This window comes from Kitasatospora sp. NPDC057940, assembly GCF_042887425.1.
Lineage (GTDB): Bacteria > Actinomycetota > Actinomycetes > Streptomycetales > Streptomycetaceae > Kitasatospora.
This window is the reverse complement of record NZ_JBHVPH010000011.1, coordinates 120190-140648: the sequence shown is the minus strand read 5'-3', so window position 1 is coordinate 140648 and position 20459 is coordinate 120190. Positions and strand designations below refer to the sequence as shown.

At 74.8% G+C, this 20459-nt stretch carries 18 protein-coding genes; 8 read left to right on the top strand and 10 right to left on the bottom strand.

Annotation, left to right across the window (positions count from 1 at the left end; all coding sequences use genetic code 11):
- Window positions 1–33: 33 nt before the first annotated feature.
- From ACFVTF_RS19065 to ACFVTF_RS19050, 4 genes are all read right to left on the bottom strand, one after another.
- Window positions 34–1605: an APC family permease gene (locus tag ACFVTF_RS19065; RefSeq protein ID WP_387814825.1), complete on the bottom strand. Its 1572-nt coding sequence runs from the start codon at window positions 1603–1605 to the stop codon at window positions 34–36.
- A gap of 343 nt (window positions 1606–1948) precedes the next feature.
- On the bottom strand, window positions 1949–2365 hold the full coding sequence (locus ACFVTF_RS19060; RefSeq protein ID WP_371521904.1) for a hypothetical protein: 417 nt from the start codon (window positions 2363–2365) through the stop codon (window positions 1949–1951).
- A gap of 3 nt (window positions 2366–2368) precedes the next feature.
- Complete coding sequence (locus ACFVTF_RS19055; RefSeq protein ID WP_387814823.1) at window positions 2369–2923, bottom strand: universal stress protein; 555 nt, start codon at window positions 2921–2923, stop codon at window positions 2369–2371.
- A gap of 277 nt (window positions 2924–3200) precedes the next feature.
- Window positions 3201–5600 carry a DUF4118 domain-containing protein gene (locus tag ACFVTF_RS19050; protein WP_387814821.1) on the bottom strand — a complete coding sequence of 800 codons (2400 nt, stop codon included), beginning with the start codon at window positions 5598–5600 and terminating at the stop codon, window positions 3201–3203.
- A gap of 136 nt (window positions 5601–5736) precedes the next feature.
- Here ACFVTF_RS19050 and ACFVTF_RS19045 point away from each other — a divergent pair, with 136 nt between their 5' ends.
- From ACFVTF_RS19045 to ACFVTF_RS19030, 4 genes are all read left to right on the top strand, one after another.
- Complete coding sequence (locus ACFVTF_RS19045; RefSeq protein WP_387814819.1) at window positions 5737–6084, top strand: GntR family transcriptional regulator; 348 nt, start codon at window positions 5737–5739, stop codon at window positions 6082–6084.
- Window positions 6081–7094, top strand: a complete 1014-nt coding sequence (locus ACFVTF_RS19040; protein ID WP_387814817.1) for a DUF1648 domain-containing protein — start codon at window positions 6081–6083, stop codon at window positions 7092–7094. The genes ACFVTF_RS19045 and ACFVTF_RS19040 overlap by 4 nt, the downstream gene beginning before the upstream one ends.
- Window positions 7095–7213: 119 nt before the next feature.
- On the top strand, window positions 7214–7975 hold the full coding sequence (locus ACFVTF_RS19035) for a hypothetical protein (protein WP_387814815.1): 762 nt from the start codon (window positions 7214–7216) through the stop codon (window positions 7973–7975).
- 129 nt (window positions 7976–8104) lie between these two features.
- The gene (locus ACFVTF_RS19030; protein ID WP_387814813.1) at window positions 8105–8944 is read left to right on the top strand and encodes an SAM-dependent methyltransferase; all 840 of its coding nucleotides are present in this window, start codon (window positions 8105–8107) and stop codon (window positions 8942–8944) included.
- 11 nt (window positions 8945–8955) lie between these two features.
- Here ACFVTF_RS19030 and ACFVTF_RS19025 read toward each other — a convergent pair whose 3' ends face one another.
- Together ACFVTF_RS19025 and ACFVTF_RS19020 are read right to left on the bottom strand one after the other, a co-directional pair.
- Complete coding sequence (locus tag ACFVTF_RS19025; RefSeq protein WP_387814811.1) at window positions 8956–9666, bottom strand: response regulator; 711 nt, start codon at window positions 9664–9666, stop codon at window positions 8956–8958.
- The gene (locus tag ACFVTF_RS19020) at window positions 9663–11030 is read right to left on the bottom strand and encodes a sensor histidine kinase (RefSeq protein ID WP_387814809.1); all 1368 of its coding nucleotides are present in this window, start codon (window positions 11028–11030) and stop codon (window positions 9663–9665) included. The genes ACFVTF_RS19025 and ACFVTF_RS19020 overlap by 4 nt, the downstream gene beginning before the upstream one ends.
- Window positions 11031–11162: 132 nt before the next feature.
- Between ACFVTF_RS19020 and ACFVTF_RS19015 the strand changes: the two genes are divergently transcribed.
- Window positions 11163–12074, top strand: coding sequence for an ABC transporter ATP-binding protein (locus ACFVTF_RS19015; RefSeq protein WP_387814807.1), 912 nt, complete (start codon window positions 11163–11165; stop codon window positions 12072–12074).
- Entirely contained in the window at window positions 12071–12922 is an 852-nt protein-coding gene (locus ACFVTF_RS19010) for an ABC transporter permease (protein ID WP_387814805.1), read from the top strand. Before ACFVTF_RS19015 ends, ACFVTF_RS19010 begins: the two co-directional genes overlap by 4 nt.
- A gap of 36 nt (window positions 12923–12958) precedes the next feature.
- Here ACFVTF_RS19010 and ACFVTF_RS19005 read toward each other — a convergent pair whose 3' ends face one another.
- Complete coding sequence (locus ACFVTF_RS19005; RefSeq protein ID WP_387814803.1) at window positions 12959–14428, bottom strand: MFS transporter; 1470 nt, start codon at window positions 14426–14428, stop codon at window positions 12959–12961.
- A 230-nt stretch (window positions 14429–14658) separates the two neighbouring features.
- Between ACFVTF_RS19005 and ACFVTF_RS19000 the strand changes: the two genes are divergently transcribed.
- A complete protein-coding gene (locus tag ACFVTF_RS19000) occupies window positions 14659–16725 on the top strand; it encodes an MDR family MFS transporter (RefSeq protein WP_387814801.1) in 2067 nt (688 codons plus the stop codon).
- Here ACFVTF_RS19000 and ACFVTF_RS18995 read toward each other — a convergent pair.
- Window positions 16722–17255 carry an N-acetyltransferase family protein gene (locus tag ACFVTF_RS18995; protein ID WP_371521878.1) on the bottom strand — a complete coding sequence of 178 codons (534 nt, stop codon included), beginning with the start codon at window positions 17253–17255 and terminating at the stop codon, window positions 16722–16724. The two genes, ACFVTF_RS19000 and ACFVTF_RS18995, sit on opposite strands and share 4 nt — an antisense overlap.
- A 50-nt stretch (window positions 17256–17305) precedes the next feature.
- Complete coding sequence (locus tag ACFVTF_RS18990) at window positions 17306–18343, bottom strand: aldo/keto reductase (protein WP_371521876.1); 1038 nt, start codon at window positions 18341–18343, stop codon at window positions 17306–17308.
- 147 nt (window positions 18344–18490) lie between these two features.
- Between ACFVTF_RS18990 and ACFVTF_RS18985 the strand changes: the two genes are divergently transcribed.
- Window positions 18491–19153, top strand: coding sequence for a TetR/AcrR family transcriptional regulator (locus ACFVTF_RS18985; protein WP_387814799.1), 663 nt, complete (start codon window positions 18491–18493; stop codon window positions 19151–19153).
- Window positions 19154–19251: 98 nt separating this feature from the next.
- Here the strand turns inward: ACFVTF_RS18985 and ACFVTF_RS18980 are convergent, their stop codons facing one another.
- Window positions 19252–20313 carry a TerD family protein gene (locus ACFVTF_RS18980; RefSeq protein ID WP_387814797.1) on the bottom strand — a complete coding sequence of 354 codons (1062 nt, stop codon included), beginning with the start codon at window positions 20311–20313 and terminating at the stop codon, window positions 19252–19254.
- Window positions 20314–20459 lie beyond the last annotated feature (146 nt).

The following is a 20459-nucleotide window of genomic DNA, read 5'->3' as shown; positions in this document are numbered from 1 at the left end:
CGTCAGAACCAGCCGGTTCGGAACGCCCTGGGCTCAGGGCGCGGAGGCCGGGTCGGCGGCGCTCACCGGGACGTCGGGGTGGCGGAACCAGGACCCCTGCACCACCCGCTGCACCAGCATCAGCACCGCGCCGAGCAGCAGCGCGCCCAGCCCGATCACCGTCACCCCGCCGACCCGGCCGATGCCCGGCAGGTCGATCGAGGTGGCGCCGTAGTCCGGGTCGGCGTAGACGTCGAAGGCGCCGTAGGCGAAGAAGTACAGCAGCATCAGGCCGCCGGCGAGCGGGAGCACACCCTTGAAGACGAAGTCCCGGACGCTGCGGGTGAGGACCCGGCGGTAGTACCAGACGCAGGCGAAGCCGGTCAGGCCGTAGTAGAAGGCGATGCCGAGGCCGACCGAGGCGATCGAGTCGGCCAGCACGTTGCCGCTGATCGCGGTGAGCAGGACGTAGAAGGCGATCGACGCCAGGCCCATGGCGACCGTCGACCAGGTCGGGGTGCGGTGGCGCGGGTGCACCCGGGCGAAGCCGGTCGGGATGGCCCGGTGGGTGGCCATCGAGAAGGTGGTGCGGGCGGTGGGCAGGATCGTCGTCTGGGTGGAGGCGGCGGCCGAGGTCAGCACCATCAGGATCAGCAGCCGGCTGAGCACCGCGCCGATCCCGGTGGTGCCGAACACCGCGTCACCGAGGCCGGACAGCACGTCCCCCGAGTGCGCCGGGTTGCCGAGCCCGATGCCGTCCGCGCCGACCCCGGCGAAGGACTGCGCCGAGGTGGCGACCAGGACGTAGATGAGGAGCAGCAGCACGGTGGAGATGACGGCCGCGCGGCCGGGGGTACGGGCGGAGTCGGCGGTCTCCTCGTTGACGGACACGGCGGTGTCCCAGCCCCAGTAGATGAAGACCGCGGCCAGCATGCCGGCGGTGAACGCGGAGGTCGAGGGCACGTTGAACGGGTTGAACCAGGAGGCGTCGACGGGGATGGCGGTCGGGGGCGCGGCGGCGCCGTACGCCTTGACGAGCGCGGTGACCGAGAAGGCGACCAGCATCACCACCTCGACGGCCAGCAGCCGGCGTTGCAGGGTCGCGGACAGTTCGATGCCGATGTAGCAGATCGCCGTCATCAGGACGATCCACAGCACCCCGGCGCCGGTCGTCCACACCCGGCTGTCCGCGAGCGAGTCCAGACCGACCAGCCGGAAGCCGTACACCCCGGCGATCTGCGCCAGGTTGGCCATCACGATGACGTCGGCGACGACGATGCCCCAGCCGCCCATCCAGCCGGTGCGCGGGCCGAACGCCCGGGCGGCCCAGGTGAAGGTGGTGCCGCAGTCCGGGTCGGCGGCGTTGAGCTCCTTGTAGGCGTAGGCGATCAGCAGCATCGGGATGAACGCCAGGACGGTGACGATCGGCGCCTGGAGGCCGACGCCGACCACGACGATGCCGAGGGTCGCGGCGAGGCTGTAGGCGGGGGCGGTGGAGGCGAGGCCGATGCACACCGAGGACAGCAGGCCCAGGGCACCGGTCTTCAGGCCTTTCTCGCCCGCGCCGGAACCCGTCGGACGGTCACGGGGACCGCCGGTCGGGGGGCTGGTCGGGGACGCCGACACTGGCCCCACCCCCTTGGGTGCGCAGCGGGGGCCGCGAGGACGGATCTGGTCGTCTCAGCGTAACGCCGCCCCCGGCGGGCGGCCCGGGGGCAGGGCTTGCGGGCGGCCGGGCTGCCGGGCTGGACGGACGACGCGCGGCGCGGGCCGTGGTGCGGTCGCGGCGGTGCCCGCCTGGCTCGGCGGGCCCGCTGTCCGAACGGCGACCGCTCCGCCGCCACGGAGCCGCGCGCCTCCTACCTGTTTTCCACCGGTTGCCGAGGGCTCCGGAGTACCGGCCGGAGCCCCGGTCTCGGCGTGGTCCGCCCGCCGGCCCGAAGGCCGGTGAGGGACCGTCCGTGGGGTTTCACCCGAGCTGGTCGAGGCGCAGCCGCGCCACCCGGACCGTCCGGCGCGGCAGCGCGGTGGGCAGGGCCACCAGCAGGGCGGTCGCGGTGAACATCGCGAAGTGCGAGCCCTCCGGCCAGGTCCCGGCCCAGCCCAGTTCGCCGTGCCGGTGCTCGGCGAAGGCGTTGCAGCACAGCCAGGCCGCCAGTCCGATCAGCGGCGCCGCCCTCGGCCGGGAGACGGCGCCGAGGATCGCGCACAGGCCGAGGTAGGCGACGTGGGCGAGGCCGCCCGAGTGCAGTTCGCCGAGCCCGCCGAGACCCATCGCCAGGACGCCGCCGGCGAGCAGGGCCACCGTGCCCGAGGTCGGGGCGGAGAGCCGCTCCAGGACCGGGTGGTAGTGCCGCCCGCCGGGCCGGGCCGCGTACATCCGCACGCCCTACCCCTTCGCGGCGACGAGTTCGGGCACCGGGCCGACCGGCAGGTGCCACCGGGTGCGCCGGTGCAGCGCCTCCAGCTCGCGCAGCAGCTCGGGCACCGGGACGGCCAGCACCGGGCAGCCCGCCTCGCGCGCGCAGTGCGCCGTGACCGAGCGCCGCAGCCGGCGGCGCAGCAGTCCGCCGCTCCGGCCGAGGACCAGCAGGTCGTCCGGCCGGTCGGCGGCCCGGACGAGGGCGGGACCGGTCTCGCCCCTGATCACCAGCGGGCGCAGCGGCACGCCGGGGTCGGCGCCGCCGAACGCCGCGTCGAGGGCGTCCAGCAGCCGTTGCTCGGCCGCCTCGCGGACCGCGGCGAGCAGCGGCGGGCACGGCGAGCGGCGGTACCCGAACTCACCGCCGGGCGGCTCCCAGGCGAGTACCGGGACGAGTTCGGCGCCACGGCTGCGGGCTTCCGCCACGCCGCGGTGCAGGGCGGCGAGGCTGCCGAGCGATCCGCTCACCCCGACCACCACCCTGCCGGTGCCGCTGCCCTGGTGCCGCCCGCTGCCGTGCATGGTCCGTCCTCGCGTCGTCGTTCCGGTACCCGGCGTGTCGCCCGGTCTGTCACCTGGTGTGTCGCCCGGTGTGTCGTCCTCCACCCAACCGCCGCGCCGGCCGGCCGCCGCCCGTCCTTGACGCCTTCCTGACGCCCCGGGCCGCCTTCCCAACGCGCTCCATACGCCGACCGCCCGCCGGCCTCCCGCCGGCACCTGGTTTCACCCGTTCGGCGGGGCCGGGAGGCGGGCGGCACGGCAACCCCGGATACCGGATCGCGGGCGATCAGCCGCGGCGTCAGGCCGGGGCGCGGGCGAGGTCGAGGGTGTAGGCGGTGCCGCCGGCCGGGGACGGCTCGACGGTGAGCTCGCCGTTCATCGCCTCGACGAAGCCCCGCGCCACGGTGAGGCCGGTGCCGTCGGCGGCCGGGCCCGGGGCCCTCACCCTGAGGTGGATCCGCCCGGCCACCGCGCCCGCGTCCACCAGGGCGGGCCCGGCGGCCCCCGCCAGGAGGTCCGCGAGGGCGCGTTCCAGCAGGCCGGCGTCGGCGAGCACGGGCGGCAGGCCGTCCGGGAGGGCGAGGCGCACGTCGCGCTGCTCGCCGCTCTGCTCGACGGGCAGGGCGGCCAGCGCGGCGGCGAGCACCGGGGCCAGGGCGGTCGGGCGCAGCAGCACCGGTTGCTCGCCGGCCCGCAGCCGGTCGAGGTCCAGCAGGTCGGCGACCAGGCGTTCCATCCGCCGTACCTCGGCGGCGATCCGCCGCCCGGGCGGCCCCGGCAGGTCGGCGGCCTCGCGGCGCAGCGCGGCGAGCGGGGCGCGCAGGTCCTGTCCGACGGCCTCCAGCAGTGCGGTGTGCAGGGCGTCGGTGTGGGCGAGGGTCTCGGCGGCGGCGGCCTGGGCGGCCAGCCGTTCGCGTTCCCGGGCCAGTCGCAGCTGGGTGACGTAGGGGCCGAGCAGTCGGGTGTCCTGCTCGGTGAGGGCCGGTCCGCGCAGGGCCAGGACGGCGTCCGGGCCGAGGTCGACGGCGAGCGAGGCCTCTTCGGGGCGCTGCGGGAGGGCGGTGCCGGAGGCGGCGGCGGGGCGCCAGAGCTCGCCGGTGCGGGCCAGGACGACGGCGCCCTCCAGGCCGAACACCTGGCGCAGGTCGGCGACCAGGTCGGGCACCGCGCGGGCGCCGGATTCGGCCGCCGCCCCGGCCAGCCGGGCCAGCACCGCCGCCTCGGCGCGGGCCCGGTCGGCCTGCTGGGAGCGGTGGGTGAGGCCGTCGATGAGGTGGGCGATGATCCCGGCGACGGCGAGGAAGAGCAGCAGCGCGGCGAGGTCGGCGCCGCGGGTGACGGCGAGGCTGTGCCAGGGCGCGGTGAAGAAGTAGTCGGCGGCGAGCGCCCCGGCGGCTGTGCTGGCGGCGGCGGGCAGCAGGCCGCCGAGCCGGGCGGTGGCGGCGACGGCCAGCAGCAGGCAGAGCAGGGCGCCGGGGAGGGCGAGCGAGTCGCGCAGTGGGGAGAGCGCCCAGGCCAGGGCGGCCGTTGCGGCCGGGCCGGCCAGCCAGGCCAGGCGTCGGCGGCGCGGCGGGACGGCGGCCGGGCGGCGGCGCCGGGGTGCGGGCGGGACGGCGAGCAGGCCGGGTTGGGGCGGGGGGACGACCCGGACGTCGATCGGGCCGGCCAGCCGGATGACGCGGTTGATCACCGAGCCCGAGACGAGTTCGCGCAGGCGGCTGCGGCTGGTCGGGCCGAGCAGGATCTGGGTGGCGCTCTCGGCGCGGGCGAAGTCCACCAGGGCCCGGGCGGCGTCGTTGCCGTCGACCTCGACGTAGCCGCCGTGGAGTTCGTGCAGCAGGGCGCGCTGGCCGGCGAGGGCGGGCGGTTCGTGGACGGTGGCGCCGTCGTCGGGCCGGACGTGCACGCCGATCAGGTCGCCGTGCACCCGGGTGGCGGTGCGGGCGCCGCGGCGGATCAGGTGCTCTCCCTGCGGGGCCCCGTTGAGGGCGACGACGATGCGTTCCTTGGTCTCCCAGGGCGCCCTGATGCCGTGCCGGGCACGGTAGTCGGCGAGTTCCTCCTCGACCCGGTCGGCCAGCCAGAGCAGCGCGAGTTCGCGCAGGGCGCCGAGGTTGCCGGCCCGGAAGTAGTGGTCGAGGGCGACGTCGATCCGGTCGGGCGGGTAGATCGCGCCCTGGGCCATCCGGGTGCGCAGGGCCTGCGGGCTGAGGTCGACGAGTTCGATCCGGTCGGCGGCACGGACCACCTCGTCGGGGATCCGCTCGCGCTGGGCGACGCCGGTGATCTGCTCGACGACGTCGTTGAGGCTCTCCAGGTGCTGGATGTTGACGGTGGTGGCCACGTCGACGCCGGCGTCGAGGAGTTCCCGGACGTCCTGCCAGCGTTTGGGGTGGCGGCCGCCGGGGGCGTTGGTGTGGGCGAGTTCGTCGACGAGCGCGAGCTGCGGGCGGCGGGCGAGCAGGGCGTCGACGTCGAGTTCGGTGAGGGTGGTGCCGCGGTGGCCGACGGTGCGGCGGGGCAGTACGGGCAGGTCCCCGAGCTGGTGCTCGGTGCCCCGCCGGCCGTAGGTCTCGACCAGTCCGACGACGACGTCGAGGGCTTCTTCGTCGCGCAGCCGGCGGCCCTCGGCGAGCATGGCGTACGTCTTGCCGACCCCCGGCGCAGCCCCCAGGTACACCCGCAGTCGTCCGCTCACCGCCGTGCCGCCACCTCCTCGGTGTCCATGCTCCGCCGGGGCGCCGGGGTGCGCGAGGGGACGGGCGCTCCGGTGGGTGGCGGGGTGCCCGAGGAGGCCGCCGCAAGATCTGGATGGTGCTATCGTCATTGGCACCATGTTGCTGAAGCTGGACACCGGCGACGCCCGCCCCCTGCACGAGCAGGTGGCGGGCGCGATCAGGCGGGCCGTCGCCGAGGGCGAGTGCGCCCCCGGGGACAGGCTGCCGCCGGCCCGGGAGCTCTCCCGGGCGCTGGGCGTGAACACCAACACCGTCCTGCGCGGGCTGCGCACGCTGCGCGACGAGGGTGTGCTGGAGTTCCGCCGGGGCCGTGGCGTCACGGTCGCCGAAGGCGCCGACAAGCGCTCCGAACTCGCCGAGCGGGTACGGCAGTTGGTCGCCGACGCGGCCCGGGCCGGCTACAGCAGGAACGATCTCGTGGACATGATCAGGGGGATGTCGTGACGGACGGGAAGCTCATAGCGAAGGAGCGCCGGGAGCCCGGGGCGGGCCACGGCGCGCTCTGGGGCGCGGTGGCCTGGTCGGCGGGCGTCCTGGCCCTGCTGATCGCGCTGCCGTGGGCCGCGCGCCACCGGCTGCCGGACCCGCTCGCCACCCACTGGAGCGGGCGGGACCCGGACGGCTCCATGTCGTTGACGGCCGCCGCGCTGTTCCCGGCCGGGGTCTGGCTGGTGCTGGTGCTGGCCGCCGCGGCCGCCCGCCGGTTCCGGGCCGGGACGGCGGGCGGCGCCACCGGGGCGGCACTGGCGTCCGTCGGGGTGCTCCTGACGGGCGCGCAGACCTCCATCGTGCACGCCAACCTGGACCGCGCCCGCTGGCAGGAGGCCGCGCCGATGGGCTTCGAGGTGGTCGTGCTGGTCGTGGCGGCGGGCCTGGCCGGCGTGCTGACCTGGCTGGCCGTCCGCCCGCGCGTCGGCGCCCCGACCGGGGCGCGCCCGACGGCCGGGGCGCCGACGCTGACGGCCGCGCCGGGCGAGCAGCTGGTCTGGCTCTCCCGGGCCGCCAACCCGTGGCTGCAACTGACCTCGGCCGTCCTCGCCCTGGGCGCCCTGGTCGCCGTGCTGGCACTGGCCAGCGGGCTGATCGCGCTCAACTGGTCGCTGATCGTGCCGTTCGCCTCCACCTCCGTCATCACGCTCGGCTGCTCCTCGGTCAAGACCCGGGTGACCACACAGGGCCTGTCCGTCGGCTTCGGCCCGTTCGGCTGGCCCAGCCGGAACTGGTCCCCCGCCGACCTCGACTCGGCCCGCGCCGAGCTGCGCACCCCCGCCCAGGCCGGCGGCTGGGGCTACCGCGTCAACGGCCTCGGCACCACCGTGATGCTGCGCGGCGGCGTCTGCCTGGTGGTCCGCACCCGGCGCGGGCGCGAGTTCGCCGTGAGCGTCGACGACGCCGAGCGCGGCGCGGCCCTGCTCAACTCCCTCATCGCCAGGTCCGCCAGCCCCACCGGCTGACCCCCGTCACGCCGCTGGGTCACATCTTCAAACCGCCCGTTCAGGTGGTGTGGACAGGGGCCGCACCGTGGGTACACCAGCTGACAGCTGCTCACAGTGCAGAGGGCAAGGAGGCGTCCGTGACCCACGAACGGCGGACGACGGAGGACCCGGAGCGCGACGCGGTCGACGCCCGGGGAGGCACCAACCAGGACGAACGGACCATCACCTTCCTACGACTCGGCGTCGGACTGATCGGCATCCTGCTGCCGCTCGCGCTACCCCTGGGAAACTGGCTGTTCGCCGAGCTCAGGGGCCAGAGCACGGCGGGATTCTGGCCGGCCTCGATGAGCGGCTCGTACTACACCAGCACCCGGAACCTCTTCGTGGGCGGCCTGTGCGCGCTCGGGGTGTTCCTGATCTGCTACCGCTCCGACCGCCGGGACGACCGCTGGAGCACCGCCGCCGGCGTGTTCGCGCTCGGGGTCGCCCTGTGCCCGACCGCGCCGCAGGGCGCCACCGCGTTCCAGAGCGCGGTCGGCCTGCTGCACTACGCCTTCGCCGGACTGCTGCTCTTCGTGCTGGCGATGTTCTGCGTCTACTCCTTCCGCAACCCGCGCTCCACCCAGCCGTCCTGGGTCAGCCGGGCCTACCTGGCGGCCGGGGTGCTGATCCTGGTGCTCCTGGCGCTCGCCGTCATCGCCGGGGTGGCCGGCATCGGCGCGGACTGGGCCGTCCGCCCGCTGTACCTGTGCGAGTGGTTCTCGACCTGGGCCTTCGGTGCCGCCTGGACCGGCGCCGCGCTCGAACTCGCCGCCGCCGGTCGATCGTACGGACACCACCCGCTCCTCCCGGGGCAGAGCGGCTCCCCGGCCACCGGCAGTCCGGCGGCCCAGCCCTAGGATGCGCTCTTAAGGGGGCCTTAACCCCAAGAGATGGTCATCTTGTCGTCCCGTAACACCGTTACCATGCGCACCAAGGCCCGCCACCAGGGCGGCCGGTGACGGAACCCCAGCAACGGGAGGACGAGCATGTCGAACGAGGTCCGGGCAGGGCGCGGTCCGCAGGAGGAGTACCCGTCGGTGGATCTGCGGATGGACGTACCGCACTCGGCGCGGGTCTACGACTACCTCATCGGCGGCAAGACCAACTTCGAGGCGGACCGCGTCGCCGCGCACGCCTCGGTGCAGGCCTGGCCGTCGCTGCCGATCTCCATGCGCACCACCCGCGACTTCATGCAGCGCGCCGTCCGCCACCTCACCGAGGAGTACGGCGTCCGGCAGTTCCTGGACATCGGCACCGGCATCCCCACCTCGCCCAACGTCCACGAGATCGCCCAGTCGATCACCCCGGACGCCCGGGTCGCCTACGTCGACAACGACCCGATCGTGCTCACCCACGCGCGGGCCCTGATGTCCAGCACGTCGCAGGGCCGCACCTGTTACGTGGACGCCGACTTCCGCGACCCGGAGTCGATCATCCAGAACCCCCGGCTGCGCGAGGTCCTCGACTTCTCGCAGCCGGTGGCGCTGTCGCTGATCGCCATCGTCCACTTCGTGCTCGACGAGGACGACCCGCAGGGCATCGTGCGCCGCTTCATGGACGCCCTGGCGCCGGGCAGCTTCCTCGCCCTCACCGTGTTCACCGGGGACACCGACCCGGTGGGCGTGGGCGGCGTCGGCCGGGAGTACAACGCGCGCGGCATCCCGCTGCAGATCCGCGACCAGAAGGAGACCGCCGCCTTCTTCGACGGCTACGACCTCCTCGACCCCGGCGTCACCCTGGTCCACCACTGGCGCCCGGACGCCGGGGCCGCGCCGATCCGCGACCAGGACATCGCGATGTACGCGGGCGTGGCGATCAAGCGCTGAGCCCGCCGACGTCAGCCGGGGACGGCGACCAGGCCCGCCTCGTAGGCCAGGATGACGAGGTGGACCCGGTCGCGGGCGTCGAGCTTGGCGAGCAGCCGGGTCATGTAGGTCTTCACGGTCGCGATGCTGAGGACCAGTTCGGCGGCGATCTCGGTGTTGGACAGGCCTCGGCCGACCAGGGTGAGGATCTCCCGCTCCCGGTCGGTGATCGCGCCCAGCCGCCGGGCGGCCGGTGTCGGCGCGGGGGCCGGTGACACGGCGGTTGTCGGGCCCGGGGCGGTCGCCGGGCCCGGGGCCGGCCGCTGCTCCGCGAAGGAGGAGATCAGCCGGCGGGTGACGCTCGGTGCGATCAGGGCGTCCCCGGCGGCCACCACCCGGACGGCCGCGAGGATGTCGTCCAACGCCATGTCCTTGACCAGGAAACCGGACGCCCCGGCGCGCAGCGCCGCGTACACGTGGTCGTCGTCGTCGAAGGTGGTGAGCACGACGACCCTGGTCGGCCCACCGCCGGCGGTGATCAGGCGGGTCGCCTCGATGCCGTCCATGCCGGGCATCCGCAGGTCCATCACCACGACGTCGGGGCGCAGTTCGCCGGCCAGCCGGACGGCCTCGGCACCGGTGCCGGCCTCGCCGACCACCTCGACGTCGGCGGTCTCGGTGATGACCATCTCCAACGCGGCCCGGACCAGCGGCTGGTCGTCGACCAGCAGGACGCGGGTCATGCGGTCACCTCCCCGGGGATCGGCAGTCGGACGGCGACCCGGAAGCCGCCCTCAGGGCGCGGCCCGGCCTCGAACTCGCCGTCCAGCAGGCCGACCCGTTCACGCAGCCCGGCCAGGCCGAAGCCGGTGCCCCCGTCCCGGCCGGTGCCGGTGCTTGTGCCGCGGCCCCGGTCGGTGATCTCCACGGCCACCTCGCCCGCCGTGCGGCGGTCGACCAGGACCTCGCAGGAGCGGGTGTCCGCGTGCCGCACCACGTTGGTGACGGACTCCTGGACGACGCGGAACGCCGAGAGGTCGATCTCCGGTGGCAGCGGGCCCTGTTCGCCCCGCCGCCGGACCTCGACCCGGACGCCGGCGGCGGTGGTCGCGGCGGCCAGCCGGTCGAGGTCGGCCAGGCCCTGTCCGGCGGATCTTGTCGGATCAGCGTGCGGCGTTGGGCGCCCGGCTGGGCGTGCGCCCGAGTCGTCCTCGTACTGGGCGTACTTGGGCGACTCGGGCGTACGTTCAGCCGGGATGCCCGGCGTCGCGCGCCCGGCAAGATCCGCCGGACAGGGCCTCTCACCTTGAGGGGTGGTGGCCGACGTCTCGCCGTCGGCCTGGCGCAGCGCGACGAGCATCCGGCGCAGCCCGGCCAGGGTGTCCCGGCCGGCGTTCTCGATCTCGCCGAGCGCCTGCTTGGCCCGTTCGGGGCGGGTGTCGATGACCCGGCGGGCGGCGCCGGCCTGGAGGGCGACGATGCCGATGGTGTGGGCGACGGTGTCGTGCATCTCGCGGGCGATCCGCAGCCGTTCGGCGGTGACGGCCTCGGTGGCCGCCCGGGTGCTCAACGCCCGGGCGTGCTCGCGGTTCTGCCGCATCGAGCGGCCGATCAGCCAGGCGACCAGGGCGAGCAGCGCGGCGCCGTCGGCGGAGCCGATGTGGGTGCCGGTGAAGATGCCGACGGTGTTGCCGTGCACCAGGCCGATGTGCAGCACGAGCAGGCTCATCACCAACGCGAACGCGGCCCGCGAGCTGCGGCGCGGCCGGGTGGCGGTGATCAGGCAGAGCGCGACGTCCACGGCCAGCAGGGCGGCCGGCGGCACCTGGGTGCCGGCGGCCCAGCCGTCGGTCTCGGTGAAGGCGGCGACGAACAGCAGCGCGACCGCGAGCACCGGAAGGCGGCGCACCAGCGCGGCGCCGGCGAAGGCCACCGCCGTGTCGGCCAGGGTGAAGGCCAGGCCGCCGTGGGCGGCGGCCCCGCCGTGGTAGCGGGCGTTGCCGCCGAGCAGGACGGCGGGGTAGGCGGCGGCCACGCACCAGGCGAGCCCGACCCAGACCTCGGGCGAAATGCGCCGGAACAGGGGCGGAGAGGGCGTCGCAAGCATACGAAGATCGTATCGGCGGCCTGAATCGCCGTCATCGGACCGTGGTTGTACGACCGGGGGTGACGGCCGGGGCCCGCGGTGTCAGCGCCGGTCCGATGCGGCGGCCCGGCCCCGCCCGGCACCGTGGAGCCCATGATCGAAGTCACCGAGCTGACCAAGCGCTACGGCCGCACCACCGCCGTCGAACGCCTCACCTTCACCGTCCGGCCCGGGCGTGTGACCGGCTTCCTGGGCCCCAACGGCGCGGGCAAGTCCACCACCCTGCGGCTGATCCTGGGCCTCAACGACCCGACCGGCGGCACCGCCACCGTCGACGGCCGCCCCTTCCGGGCGCGGACGCGCGGCCTGCGCGACGTCGGCGCCCTGCTCGACGCGGGCGACGTCCACGGCGGGCGCACCGGCGCGGCCCACCTGCGGGCGCTGGCCCGCGCCAACGCGATCCCGGCCGCGCGAGTCGAGGAGGTGCTCGCCGAGGTCGGTCTCGGCAAGGCCGCCGGGCGCCGGATCGGCGGCTACTCGCTGGGCATGAAGCAGCGGCTCGGGATCGCCGGCGCGCTGCTCGGCGACCCGCCGGTGCTGCTGTTCGACGAGCCGCTCAACGGCCTCGACCCGGAGGGCGTGCTGTGGGTGCGCGGCCTGTTCCGCCGCCTCGCCGAGGAGGGGCGGACGGTCTTCGTCTCCAGCCACATGATGGCCGAGATGGAGCACACCGCCGACCGGCTGGTGGTGATCGGGCGGGGCCGGCTGATCACGGACGAGAGCCTGGCGGAGTTCTCCGCCCGGGCCGGCCGCACCGGCGTCACCGTCCGGGCGGCCGAACCCGACCGGCTGGCGGCCGTGTTGACCGCGGCGGGCGCCACCGTCCGCCCCGACCCGGACGGCGCGCTCGCCGTGACCGGCCTGGACGCCACCCGGATCGGCGAACTCGCCCTGGAGCAGCGCCTGTTGCTGCACGCCCTGACCACCCGTGCCGCCTCCCTGGAGTCGGCGTTCATGGAACTGACCGCCGACAGCGTCGACTACCCGGCCGGAGAGCCCCGATGAGCACCGCGACCACCACCCCCCAGTCCCGCCCCCGGCCCCACCCCCGGCCGCGCGCCCGCTTCGGCGACCTGCTCGCCGCCGAGTGGATCAAGTTCTGGTCCCTGCGTTCGACCGTCTGGGTGCTGGGCCTGAGCGCCCTGTTCGTCATCGCCGCCAACCTCAAGGCGGCCCGGTACACCCACGACCACTACACCGTCGGCGACGGCGATCCGGCGACCATGCTGCAGGCCGCGCTCAGCACCTCCTTCACCATGATCGCCGCCGACGTCGTGATGATCGTCGCGGGCAGCGTCGGCGCGCTCGTCCTGGTCGGCGAGTACGCGAGCGGGCTGATCCGCACCACGCTGGTGGCCGTCCCGGACCGCCGGGCCGTGATCGCCGCCAAGGCCTGCGTACTGACCGCGGTCATGCTCGGCTACGGCGCCGTCACCGCGGGCGTCTCCTTCGGCGCCTGCCAGGCGGTCCTCGCCGACACGCACATCGGCGTGTCCGTCACCGACCCGACCGCGCTGCGCTTCGTCGCGGCCGCCGCCCTGTTCGCCCCCGTCTGCGCCCTCGCCGGATTCGCCCTCGGCGCGCTGATCCGGCACACCGCCGGAGCCGTGGTGGGCACCGTCCTGGTGCTGTTCTTCCTGCCGGCGTTCTTCAACGAGCGCTACCGCTGGTCGGCCGACCTCCTGCACGCCATGCCGCTCCAGGCCTGGCGCCGGCTGGCCCAGGTCGACCTGACCCACTCGCTGCCCTCGGCGCACCCGGCCACCGTCGCCGGCTCCTGGGCCACGTTCGCGCTCTGGGCGCTCGCCTCGGTGGTGGTCGCCGTGACCGTCGTCCAGCGCCGCGACCACTGACCCGCCGTCCGGCAGCAGCGGCGCCGGAAGCGGTGCTCACCCCTCGCGGCGGCCCGCCGCCAGGTCCGCCAGCGACACCAGCAGCGCCGCCAGGACCAGGCCCGCCGCGACCGTCACGCCCAGCTGGAAGGCCAGCGCCCAGTCCGGGCGCGGGCCCTGGGCGTGGGCGAAGAAGACCGAGCCGACGACGGCGATGCCGACCGCCGAGCCGACCCGCTGGGCGGTCTGCATGACGCCGCCGGCGCTGCCCGCCCGGGCGATCGGCACCTGCTGGAGGGTCAGGGTCTGGTTCGGCGCGATCACCAGCCCGCTGCCCACCCCGGCGACCAGCAGCGGCGCCACCGTCGCCCAGCCGATCGCCGACCCCGTCCACAGCTGCACCGCCAGGGCCGAGGCCAGCAGGCCGGCCAGCACCAGCACCAGGCCGAGCAGCACCAGCCGGCGGCCCAGCCGGTGCACCAGCCGTCCGCCGATCACCGCGGACACGCCCGAGCCCAGCGCGAACGGCGTGATCGCCAGGCCCGCCGTCAGCGCCGAGTAGTGCAGGCCCGCCTGGAGGTAGAGCGTGAAGATGAAGAAGATCGCGGTGAACCCGGCGAAGTACACCAGCGACAGCGCCACCCCCGCCGCGTACGGGCGCACCGCGAACAGCGCCATGCTCACCAGCGGCTCCCGGCCCCGCGCGTAGTACCGCTCCCAGCCCACGAAGGCCCCCAGCAGCACCGCCGCCAGCGGCAGCAGCAGCCAGCGCGTCGGACCGTGCCACTGCTGCGCCTGGACGAACGGCAGCAGCAGCGCGACCGTCCCGGCGCCGAGCAGCAGCACCCCGACCGGGTCGAAGTCCCGGTGCCCGGCCCGCGAGGCCGCCGGCGGGGGCGGCGGGAGCAGCCGGTAGGCGATCGGCAGGGCGGCCACCCCGATCGGCAGGTTGACCAGGAACACCCAGCGCCAGCCGTTCTGCGGGCCGAACAGGTGGATCAGCAGGCCGCCCAGCAGCGGACCGACGGCGGTGGACAGGCCGATGGTGGCGCCGAGCGTGCCGAAGGCCCGGCCGCGTTCGGCCCCCTGGAACAGGACCTGGATGAAGCCGGAGACCTGCGGCACCAGCACCCCGCCGGCCGCGCCCTGGAACAACCGGGCCAGCACCAGCCACTCCTGGTTCTGCGCCGCCCCGGCCAGCGCGCTGGCCGCGGTGAACAGGGCGAGCCCGGTGAGGAAGACGGCCCGGCGGCTGCGGGCGTCGCCGAGCCTCCCGGACGGGACCAGCACCAGGCCGAAGGCGAGCGCGTAGCCGCTGAGCACCCACTGCAGGCCGCTGTCGGACATGTGCAGCCCGGCCCGCACCGTCGGCAGGGCGACGTTGACGATGCTGACGTCCAGCAGCGTCATGAACCCGGCGACCAGGCAGACCGTCAGCGCCCGCCAGCGCCGCGCCTCGGCCCGCCGGCTCGCGGCGGCGGCGCCGGGCCGCTGTTCCGGGGTGCTGCACGGGGGTTGGGCCGTCATGGGAGCACCTTCCGGGCGTCCGGCGGTCGTCTGGCTTCGCGCCCGGCGGCCGGCCGTCGTCCGGCTTCCCGGTCCGGCTGTGCCCGCCCGCCACGCGTGCCCCCCTCCGAACGGCCATCGTGGACGGCGCGGCCCCGGAGCCGCCAGCCGGGCTGCGCCGCCCGCGCCGCCGCTCACCCGGACGGCCGAACCCGATCGCGGCCTCCCCCGGCGCCCCGGAGGCTGAGGACATGAACGCCGCCACCGAAACCCCGCCGACCGCCCCGCCGGTGCTGGACGCCCGGCAGCGCAACGTCGTCTTCGGCACCATCGTGCTCGGCATGCTGCTGGCCGCGCTCGACCAGACCATCGTCGGCACCGCGCTGCCCACCATCGTCGCGGACCTCGGCGGGGCCGCGCACATGTCGTGGGTGGTGACGGCCTACCTGCTGGCCGAGACGGTGGCCACCGTGCTGGCCGGCAAGTTCGGTGACCTGTACGGGCGCAAGCTGCTCTTCCAGATCTCGGCGGTCGTCTTCATCACCGGCTCGTTCCTCTGCGGCCTGGCGACCAACATGACGCTGCTGATCGCCTGGCGGGCGCTCCAGGGCATCGGTGCGGGCGGCCTGATGGTGACGGCCATGGCGCTGATCGCGGACGTCATCCCGCTGCGCGAGCGCGGCAAGTACCAGGGCGCGATCGGCGCGGTGTTCGGCGTGGCGACGGTCATCGGGCCGCTGCTGGGCGGGCTGTTCACCGACCACCTGTCCTGGCGCTGGGCGTTCTACGTCAACGTGCCGATCGCGATCCTGGTGGTGATCGCGGCCGCCCGGACCATCCCCTCGGTGCGCTCGGCGGTGCGCCCGGTGATCGACTACCTGGGGATCGCACTGGTCGCGATCGGCGCCAGCGCCCTGATCCTGGCGACCAGTTGGGGCGGCAACGAGTACGCCTGGGGCTCCGGGGTGATCATCACCCTGTTCGCCGGCGGCGCCGTCGCCCTCGGGCTGTTCTGCTGGGTGGAGAGCAGGGCCGTCGAACCGATGCTGCCGATGCGGCTGTTCCGGAACCCGGTGTTCGCGGTCTGCTCGGTGCTCAGCTTCATCGTCGGCTTCGCGATGCTCGGCGCGCTGACCTTCCTGCCGACCTTCCTGCAGTACGTCGACGGCGACTCGGCGACCGTCTCCGGGGTGCGGACGCTGCCGATGGTGATCGGGCTGCTGCTCGCCTCGATCGCCAGCGGCAACGCCGTCAGCAAGACCGGCAGGTACCGGGTGTTCCCGATCGTCGGCACCCTGGTGATGGCCGTCGGCCTCTACCTGCTCTCCCGGCTCGAGCCCGGCACGGGCACCGCGCTCGCCTCCCTCTACATGTTCGTGCTCGGCGTCGGCATCGGGCTGAGCATGCAGGTGCTCACCATCGCCGTGCAGAACACCGTCGACTACGCGGACCTCGGCACCGCCACCTCCGGGGTGACCTTCTTCCGCACCATCGGCAGCTCCTTCGGCACCGCCGTGTTCGGCACCATCTACGCCAACAGCCTCAAGACCGAACTCGCCCGGGGCGTGGCCTCCTCGGCCCGCCTCACCGGCGCGGACCCGGCGCTCCTCACCCGGGCCGCCGAGAGCCCGCAGGGCCTGCACCGGCTGCCCGCCGCGCAGGCGGCCCCGATCGTCCAGGCCTACTCCGACGCCCTGCACACCGTGTTCCTGTGGACGGTGCCGGTCGCCCTGGTCGGGTTCGTGGTCGCGCTCTTCCTCAAACAGGTGCAGCTGCGGGACACCGCCCGGGCCGGCTCCACCGACATGGGCGAGGGCTTCGCCCAACCGACCACCAGCGACTCCGACCCGCACCTGGAGTACGCCGTCGGCAAGCTCGTGCGCGGCGTGGACCTCGACACCGTCCGCTCGATCGTCGACGACGCCGACACCCGGGTCGACCTGGCCGGGGCCTGGGCGCTGATGGAGGTCGCCGGCCACACCAAGGCCGTCGGCCAGGCCTCCCTGGACCTCATCGCCGCCCGCAAGCGGGTGCCGCCCGAGGTCCTGGAGCCGGTCTTCGACCGGATGGCCGCCGAGGGCTACCTCACCCGCGACGGCGACCGGCTCTCCCCCACCGAGGCCGGCTCCCAGGAGGTCCGCGTCCTCGCCCAGGCCTGGTCGGACTGGCTCAACGCCCGGCTGGACGCCGACGCCGGCCGCCCGCGCAGCCCCCAGCTGCGCACCGCGGCGACCGCCATCGCCTGGCGCCTGATGGTCGAGGACCTCGCCAACGGCCTTCCGGCCCACGCCCGTCCGAAGGACGTGGCGCGGACCTAGGCCACCGCCAAGATCTCCTTCGCCAGGACCAGTTCGCGCCGCACGCCGTCGGCCATCAGGTCGCCGGGCTCGTCGGTCTCGGCGAACCCGTTGCGGTGGTAGAGGGCGATGGCCGCGTCGTTGTCGGGGTTCACCGCCAGCTTGAGGGTGGTGAACCCCTGCTCGGCGGCCCAGCGGGCGATCGCGCCGATCAGCCGGTCCCCCACGCCCCGGCCGCGCGCCGCCGGGCCGACCCACAGGGAGATCAGCTCGGCGGCCGCCCCGACCTCGTCGGCCGGGACGCCGCTGGCCATCGCGACCGGACGGCCGTCCAGCACCGCGACCAGGTCGAGGGCACCGGGGATCTCCAGGCGGGAGCGCCAGCGGGCCTCGTGGTCGCCGGCGCCCTGCCAGTCCGCCAGGGTGGAGCCGAAGGCGTACGGCGCCTCGGTCAGCGCGGCCAGGCGCAGCTCGCGCCAGAGCGGCCAGTCGTCGGAGCCAAGCCGGCGCAGTTCGGGTTCGTGCAGTTCGGGTTCGTGCAGTTCGGACATGGTGCGGACCTTGCCGCAGGCCGGGCGGGACGGCAAGCGGATTTCCCGGTTCAGCCCACGAGCGGCGGGTTGAGGCGGGCGAAGGCCTCCTGCCGGCGGTAGGGGAAGTACGGGTACGGCGCGGTGCGGGCGCTGGCCGCGTCGAGCCGGGCGACCTGCTCGTCGGTCAGCGACCAGCCGACCGCGCCGAGGTTCTGCCGCAGCTGCTCCTCGTTGCGGGCGCCGATGATGACCGAGGAGACGGTCGGGCGGCGCAGCAGCCAGTTGATGGCGATCTGCGGGACGGTGCGGCCGGTCTCGGCGGCGATCCCGTCGAGCGCGTCGACCACCCGGTACAGCAGTTCGTCCTCGACCGGCGGGCCGTAGTCGGCGGTGTCGTGCAGCCGGCTGTCGGCCGGGAGCGGCCGACCGCGCCGGATCCGGCCGGTGAGGCGGCCCCAGCCGAGCGGGCTCCACACCAGGGCGCCGACGCCCTCCTCCTGGGCGAGCGGCATCAGCTCCCACTCGTAGTCGCGGCCGACCAGCGAGTAGTAGACCTGGTGGGCGGCGTAGCGGGGGCGGCCGTGGCGCTCGGCGACGGCGAGGGACTTCATCAGCTGCCAGCCGGAGAAGTTGGAGACGCCGGTGTAGCGGATCTTGCCGGCCCGGACGAGGTCGTCGAGCGTGGCCAGCACCTCCTCGATCGGGGTGCCGGCGTCGTAGGCGTGCAGTTGGAAGAGGTCGAGGTAGTCGGTGCCGAGGCGGCGCAGCGCGTCGTCCACGGCCCTGGTGAGGCGGGCCCGGGAGGTGCCGGCGTCCTGCGGGCCGTCGCCGGTCGGCAGGCCGGCCTTGGTGGAGACGAGCACCTGGTCGCGGCGGCCGCGGATGGCCTGGCCGAGGACCTCTTCGGAGGCGCCGTCGGAGTAGACGTCGGCGGTGTCGAAGAGGGTGACTCCGGCGTCGATGGCGATGTCGAGCAGGCGGCGGGCCTCCTGGACGTCGGTGGTGCCCCAGGCGCCGAACAGCGGTCCACGGCCGCCGAAGGTGCCGGTGCCGAGGCTGAGCGCGGGGACCTTGAGGCCGGACGAGCCGAGTCGGCGGTACTCCATGGCGGTTGTCGTGCCGGTTGCCGTGCTGGTTGTCGTGCTGCTTTCCATGGTAGTTCTCCCCTCGGAGCCCTTAACGGGACTCCCATTCCGTTAGGATGGTTCGACCTTAGCAGGGCCCATCGACCTAATGGAACAGGAATCCCGTTAATGACTGCCGAGCCCTCCGCGCCGGACGCACCGGACACTCCGGACGCGCCGGAGACCCCCACGCCCGGGACGCGGCGCCCCGGCGGCCGCACCGCCCGGGTCCGCACCGCCGTCCTGCGGGCCGCCGAGGACGCCCTGGTCGAGCACGGTTTCGGCGGGCTCGACCTCGGCGACGTCGCCCAGCGGGCCGAGGTCGGCCGGACCACCGTCTACCGGCGCTGGGGCACCACCAGCGCGCTGGTCGCCGACCTGCTCGCGGACATGGCCGAGCAGTCGCTGCCGCGCACCCGCAGCGGCTCCCTCGCCGAGGACCTGCGGGCCAACGCCCGGCTGGTCCAGCGCACGCTGGCCGACCCCCGGCAGGGGGCGCTGTTCCGCGCCGTGATCGTCGCCGCCACCTGCGACCCGGGCGCCGCCGAGGCACTGCGGCACTTCTACCTGCGCCGGGTCGAGGAGTGGGCGCCGTGCGTCACCGAGGCCGTCGAACGCGGCGAACTCCCGCCGGACACCGACGCGTTCGAGGTGGTCCGGGCCGTCTCCGCGCCGCTCTACTACCGGATGCTCACCACCGCCGAGCCGCTCGACGAGGCCGCCGCCGACCGCGCCGCGGCCGCCGCCGAGGCGGCCGCCCGGGCGGGGGCGCACCGGCGGGAGAGCGCCTGACGGCCCGGGAACGTCCGGGAACGCCGCCGGCCGCGCAGTTCGTCGAACTCCGCGGCCGGCGGGAGGGCTGACGGTCCGGGGGCGACCCGGGAAACGACCTAGAAGAAGCTGTCGTCGTCGCCCTCGTAGTAGTTGTTCACGACCACCTCGGGCGTGTCGTCGCTGAACGCCTCGTTGAGCAGCGCGCCGCCGACCAGGCCGGCCGCGCCCGCGCCGATCAGCGCGCCGGTGCCGAAGCGGCGCCCGCCCTGGCCCTGCTGGCCCTGAGCGGGCTGGCCCTGGACCGGCTGCGGATAGCCCTGCTGGACCGGCTGCGGGTAGCCCTGCTGCGGGGTGTAGAACGGCGGCACGGTGGACTGCACCCGCTGGGCGCAGGCGGCGCAGGTCTCGATCTGGCGCGGCACGCCCCACTGCGGCGACCACAGCACCGCCGTCGAGCCGAAGCCGTGCGAGGGGTCGAAGAAACACGTCACGGGGGAACTCCCTGGTCCTGGCTGGGTCATCGGGACAGCGGGCGCCACGGCGGGCACGGCGGGCGCCATGGCCGGCGCGGCGGGCACGACCGGAGCCGGCGGGGGCGCGGGCGCGGCGGCGGGCGCCGGCTGCAGGACGTCCACCCCGAAGTCGGCGGCGATGCCCGCGAGCCCCGACGCGTACCCCTGCCCGACGGCCCGGAACTTCCAGTCCGCACCGTGCCGGTAGAGCTCGCCGAACACCATCGCCGTCTCGCTGCCCGCCTCGGCCGCCACGTCGTAGCGGGCCGCCTCGGCGCCGCCGTCCGGGTCGGTGAGCCGGATGTACGCGCCGCGGACCTGGCCGAAGCTCTGGCGCCGCTGCGCCGCGTCGTAGACCGCGACCGCGAAGACGATCTTCTCCACCCCGGCCGGGACGTCCGCGAGCCGGACGTCGATCCGCTCCTGGTCGTCGCCGCCACCGGCGCCGCCGTGGTGGCGGACCGAACCGTCCGGGCTCTGCAGGTTGTTGAAGAAGACGAAGTGCTGGTCCGAGACGACCTTCCCGGAGGCGTCGCAGAGCAGGGCGCTGGCGTCCAGGTCGTACCCGGCGCCGGCCGTCCAGCCGAGGCCGACCCGGACGACCCGCAGCCCGGGGGCCTGCTTGCCCAGGGAGACGTTGCCGCCCTTCGTCAGGGCCACACTCATGGGACTCCTCCACAACCGTTTGAATTGCCGCTGTTTCCGCTGTTCGACCACGACAACGCTGTAGAGCTCGCGCCGGTTCCCGACTTCCCGTCAGTACTGGACGGACGTTCCAGCAGGCCACGGGCCCGCGGCGCGACCTCGCCGAC

Excerpts from the sequence above, each read along its gene's own strand:
- ACFVTF_RS19000 (WP_387814801.1), top strand. The coding sequence starts at position 14,659 with ATGAACGCCGCCACCGAAACCCCGCCGACCGCCCCGCCGGTGCTGGAC.
- ACFVTF_RS19025 (WP_387814811.1), bottom strand. The coding sequence starts at position 9,666 with ATGACCCGCGTCCTGCTGGTCGACGACCAGCCGCTGGTCCGGGCCGCG.
- ACFVTF_RS19045 (WP_387814819.1), top strand. The coding sequence starts at position 5,737 with ATGTTGCTGAAGCTGGACACCGGCGACGCCCGCCCCCTGCACGAGCAG.
- ACFVTF_RS18985 (WP_387814799.1), top strand. The coding sequence starts at position 18,491 with ATGACTGCCGAGCCCTCCGCGCCGGACGCACCGGACACTCCGGACGCG.
- ACFVTF_RS19010 (WP_387814805.1), top strand. The coding sequence starts at position 12,071 with ATGAGCACCGCGACCACCACCCCCCAGTCCCGCCCCCGGCCCCACCCC.
- ACFVTF_RS19020 (WP_387814809.1), bottom strand. The coding sequence starts at position 11,030 with ATGCTTGCGACGCCCTCTCCGCCCCTGTTCCGGCGCATTTCGCCCGAG.
- ACFVTF_RS19055 (WP_387814823.1), bottom strand. The coding sequence starts at position 2,923 with ATGCACGGCAGCGGGCGGCACCAGGGCAGCGGCACCGGCAGGGTGGTG.
- ACFVTF_RS19015 (WP_387814807.1), top strand. The coding sequence starts at position 11,163 with ATGATCGAAGTCACCGAGCTGACCAAGCGCTACGGCCGCACCACCGCC.
- ACFVTF_RS18980 (WP_387814797.1), bottom strand. The coding sequence starts at position 20,313 with ATGAGTGTGGCCCTGACGAAGGGCGGCAACGTCTCCCTGGGCAAGCAG.
- ACFVTF_RS19030 (WP_387814813.1), top strand. The coding sequence starts at position 8,105 with ATGTCGAACGAGGTCCGGGCAGGGCGCGGTCCGCAGGAGGAGTACCCG.
- ACFVTF_RS18995 (WP_371521878.1), bottom strand. The coding sequence starts at position 17,255 with ATGTCCGAACTGCACGAACCCGAACTGCACGAACCCGAACTGCGCCGG.
- ACFVTF_RS19005 (WP_387814803.1), bottom strand. The coding sequence starts at position 14,428 with ATGACGGCCCAACCCCCGTGCAGCACCCCGGAACAGCGGCCCGGCGCC.
- ACFVTF_RS18990 (WP_371521876.1), bottom strand. The coding sequence starts at position 18,343 with ATGGAGTACCGCCGACTCGGCTCGTCCGGCCTCAAGGTCCCCGCGCTC.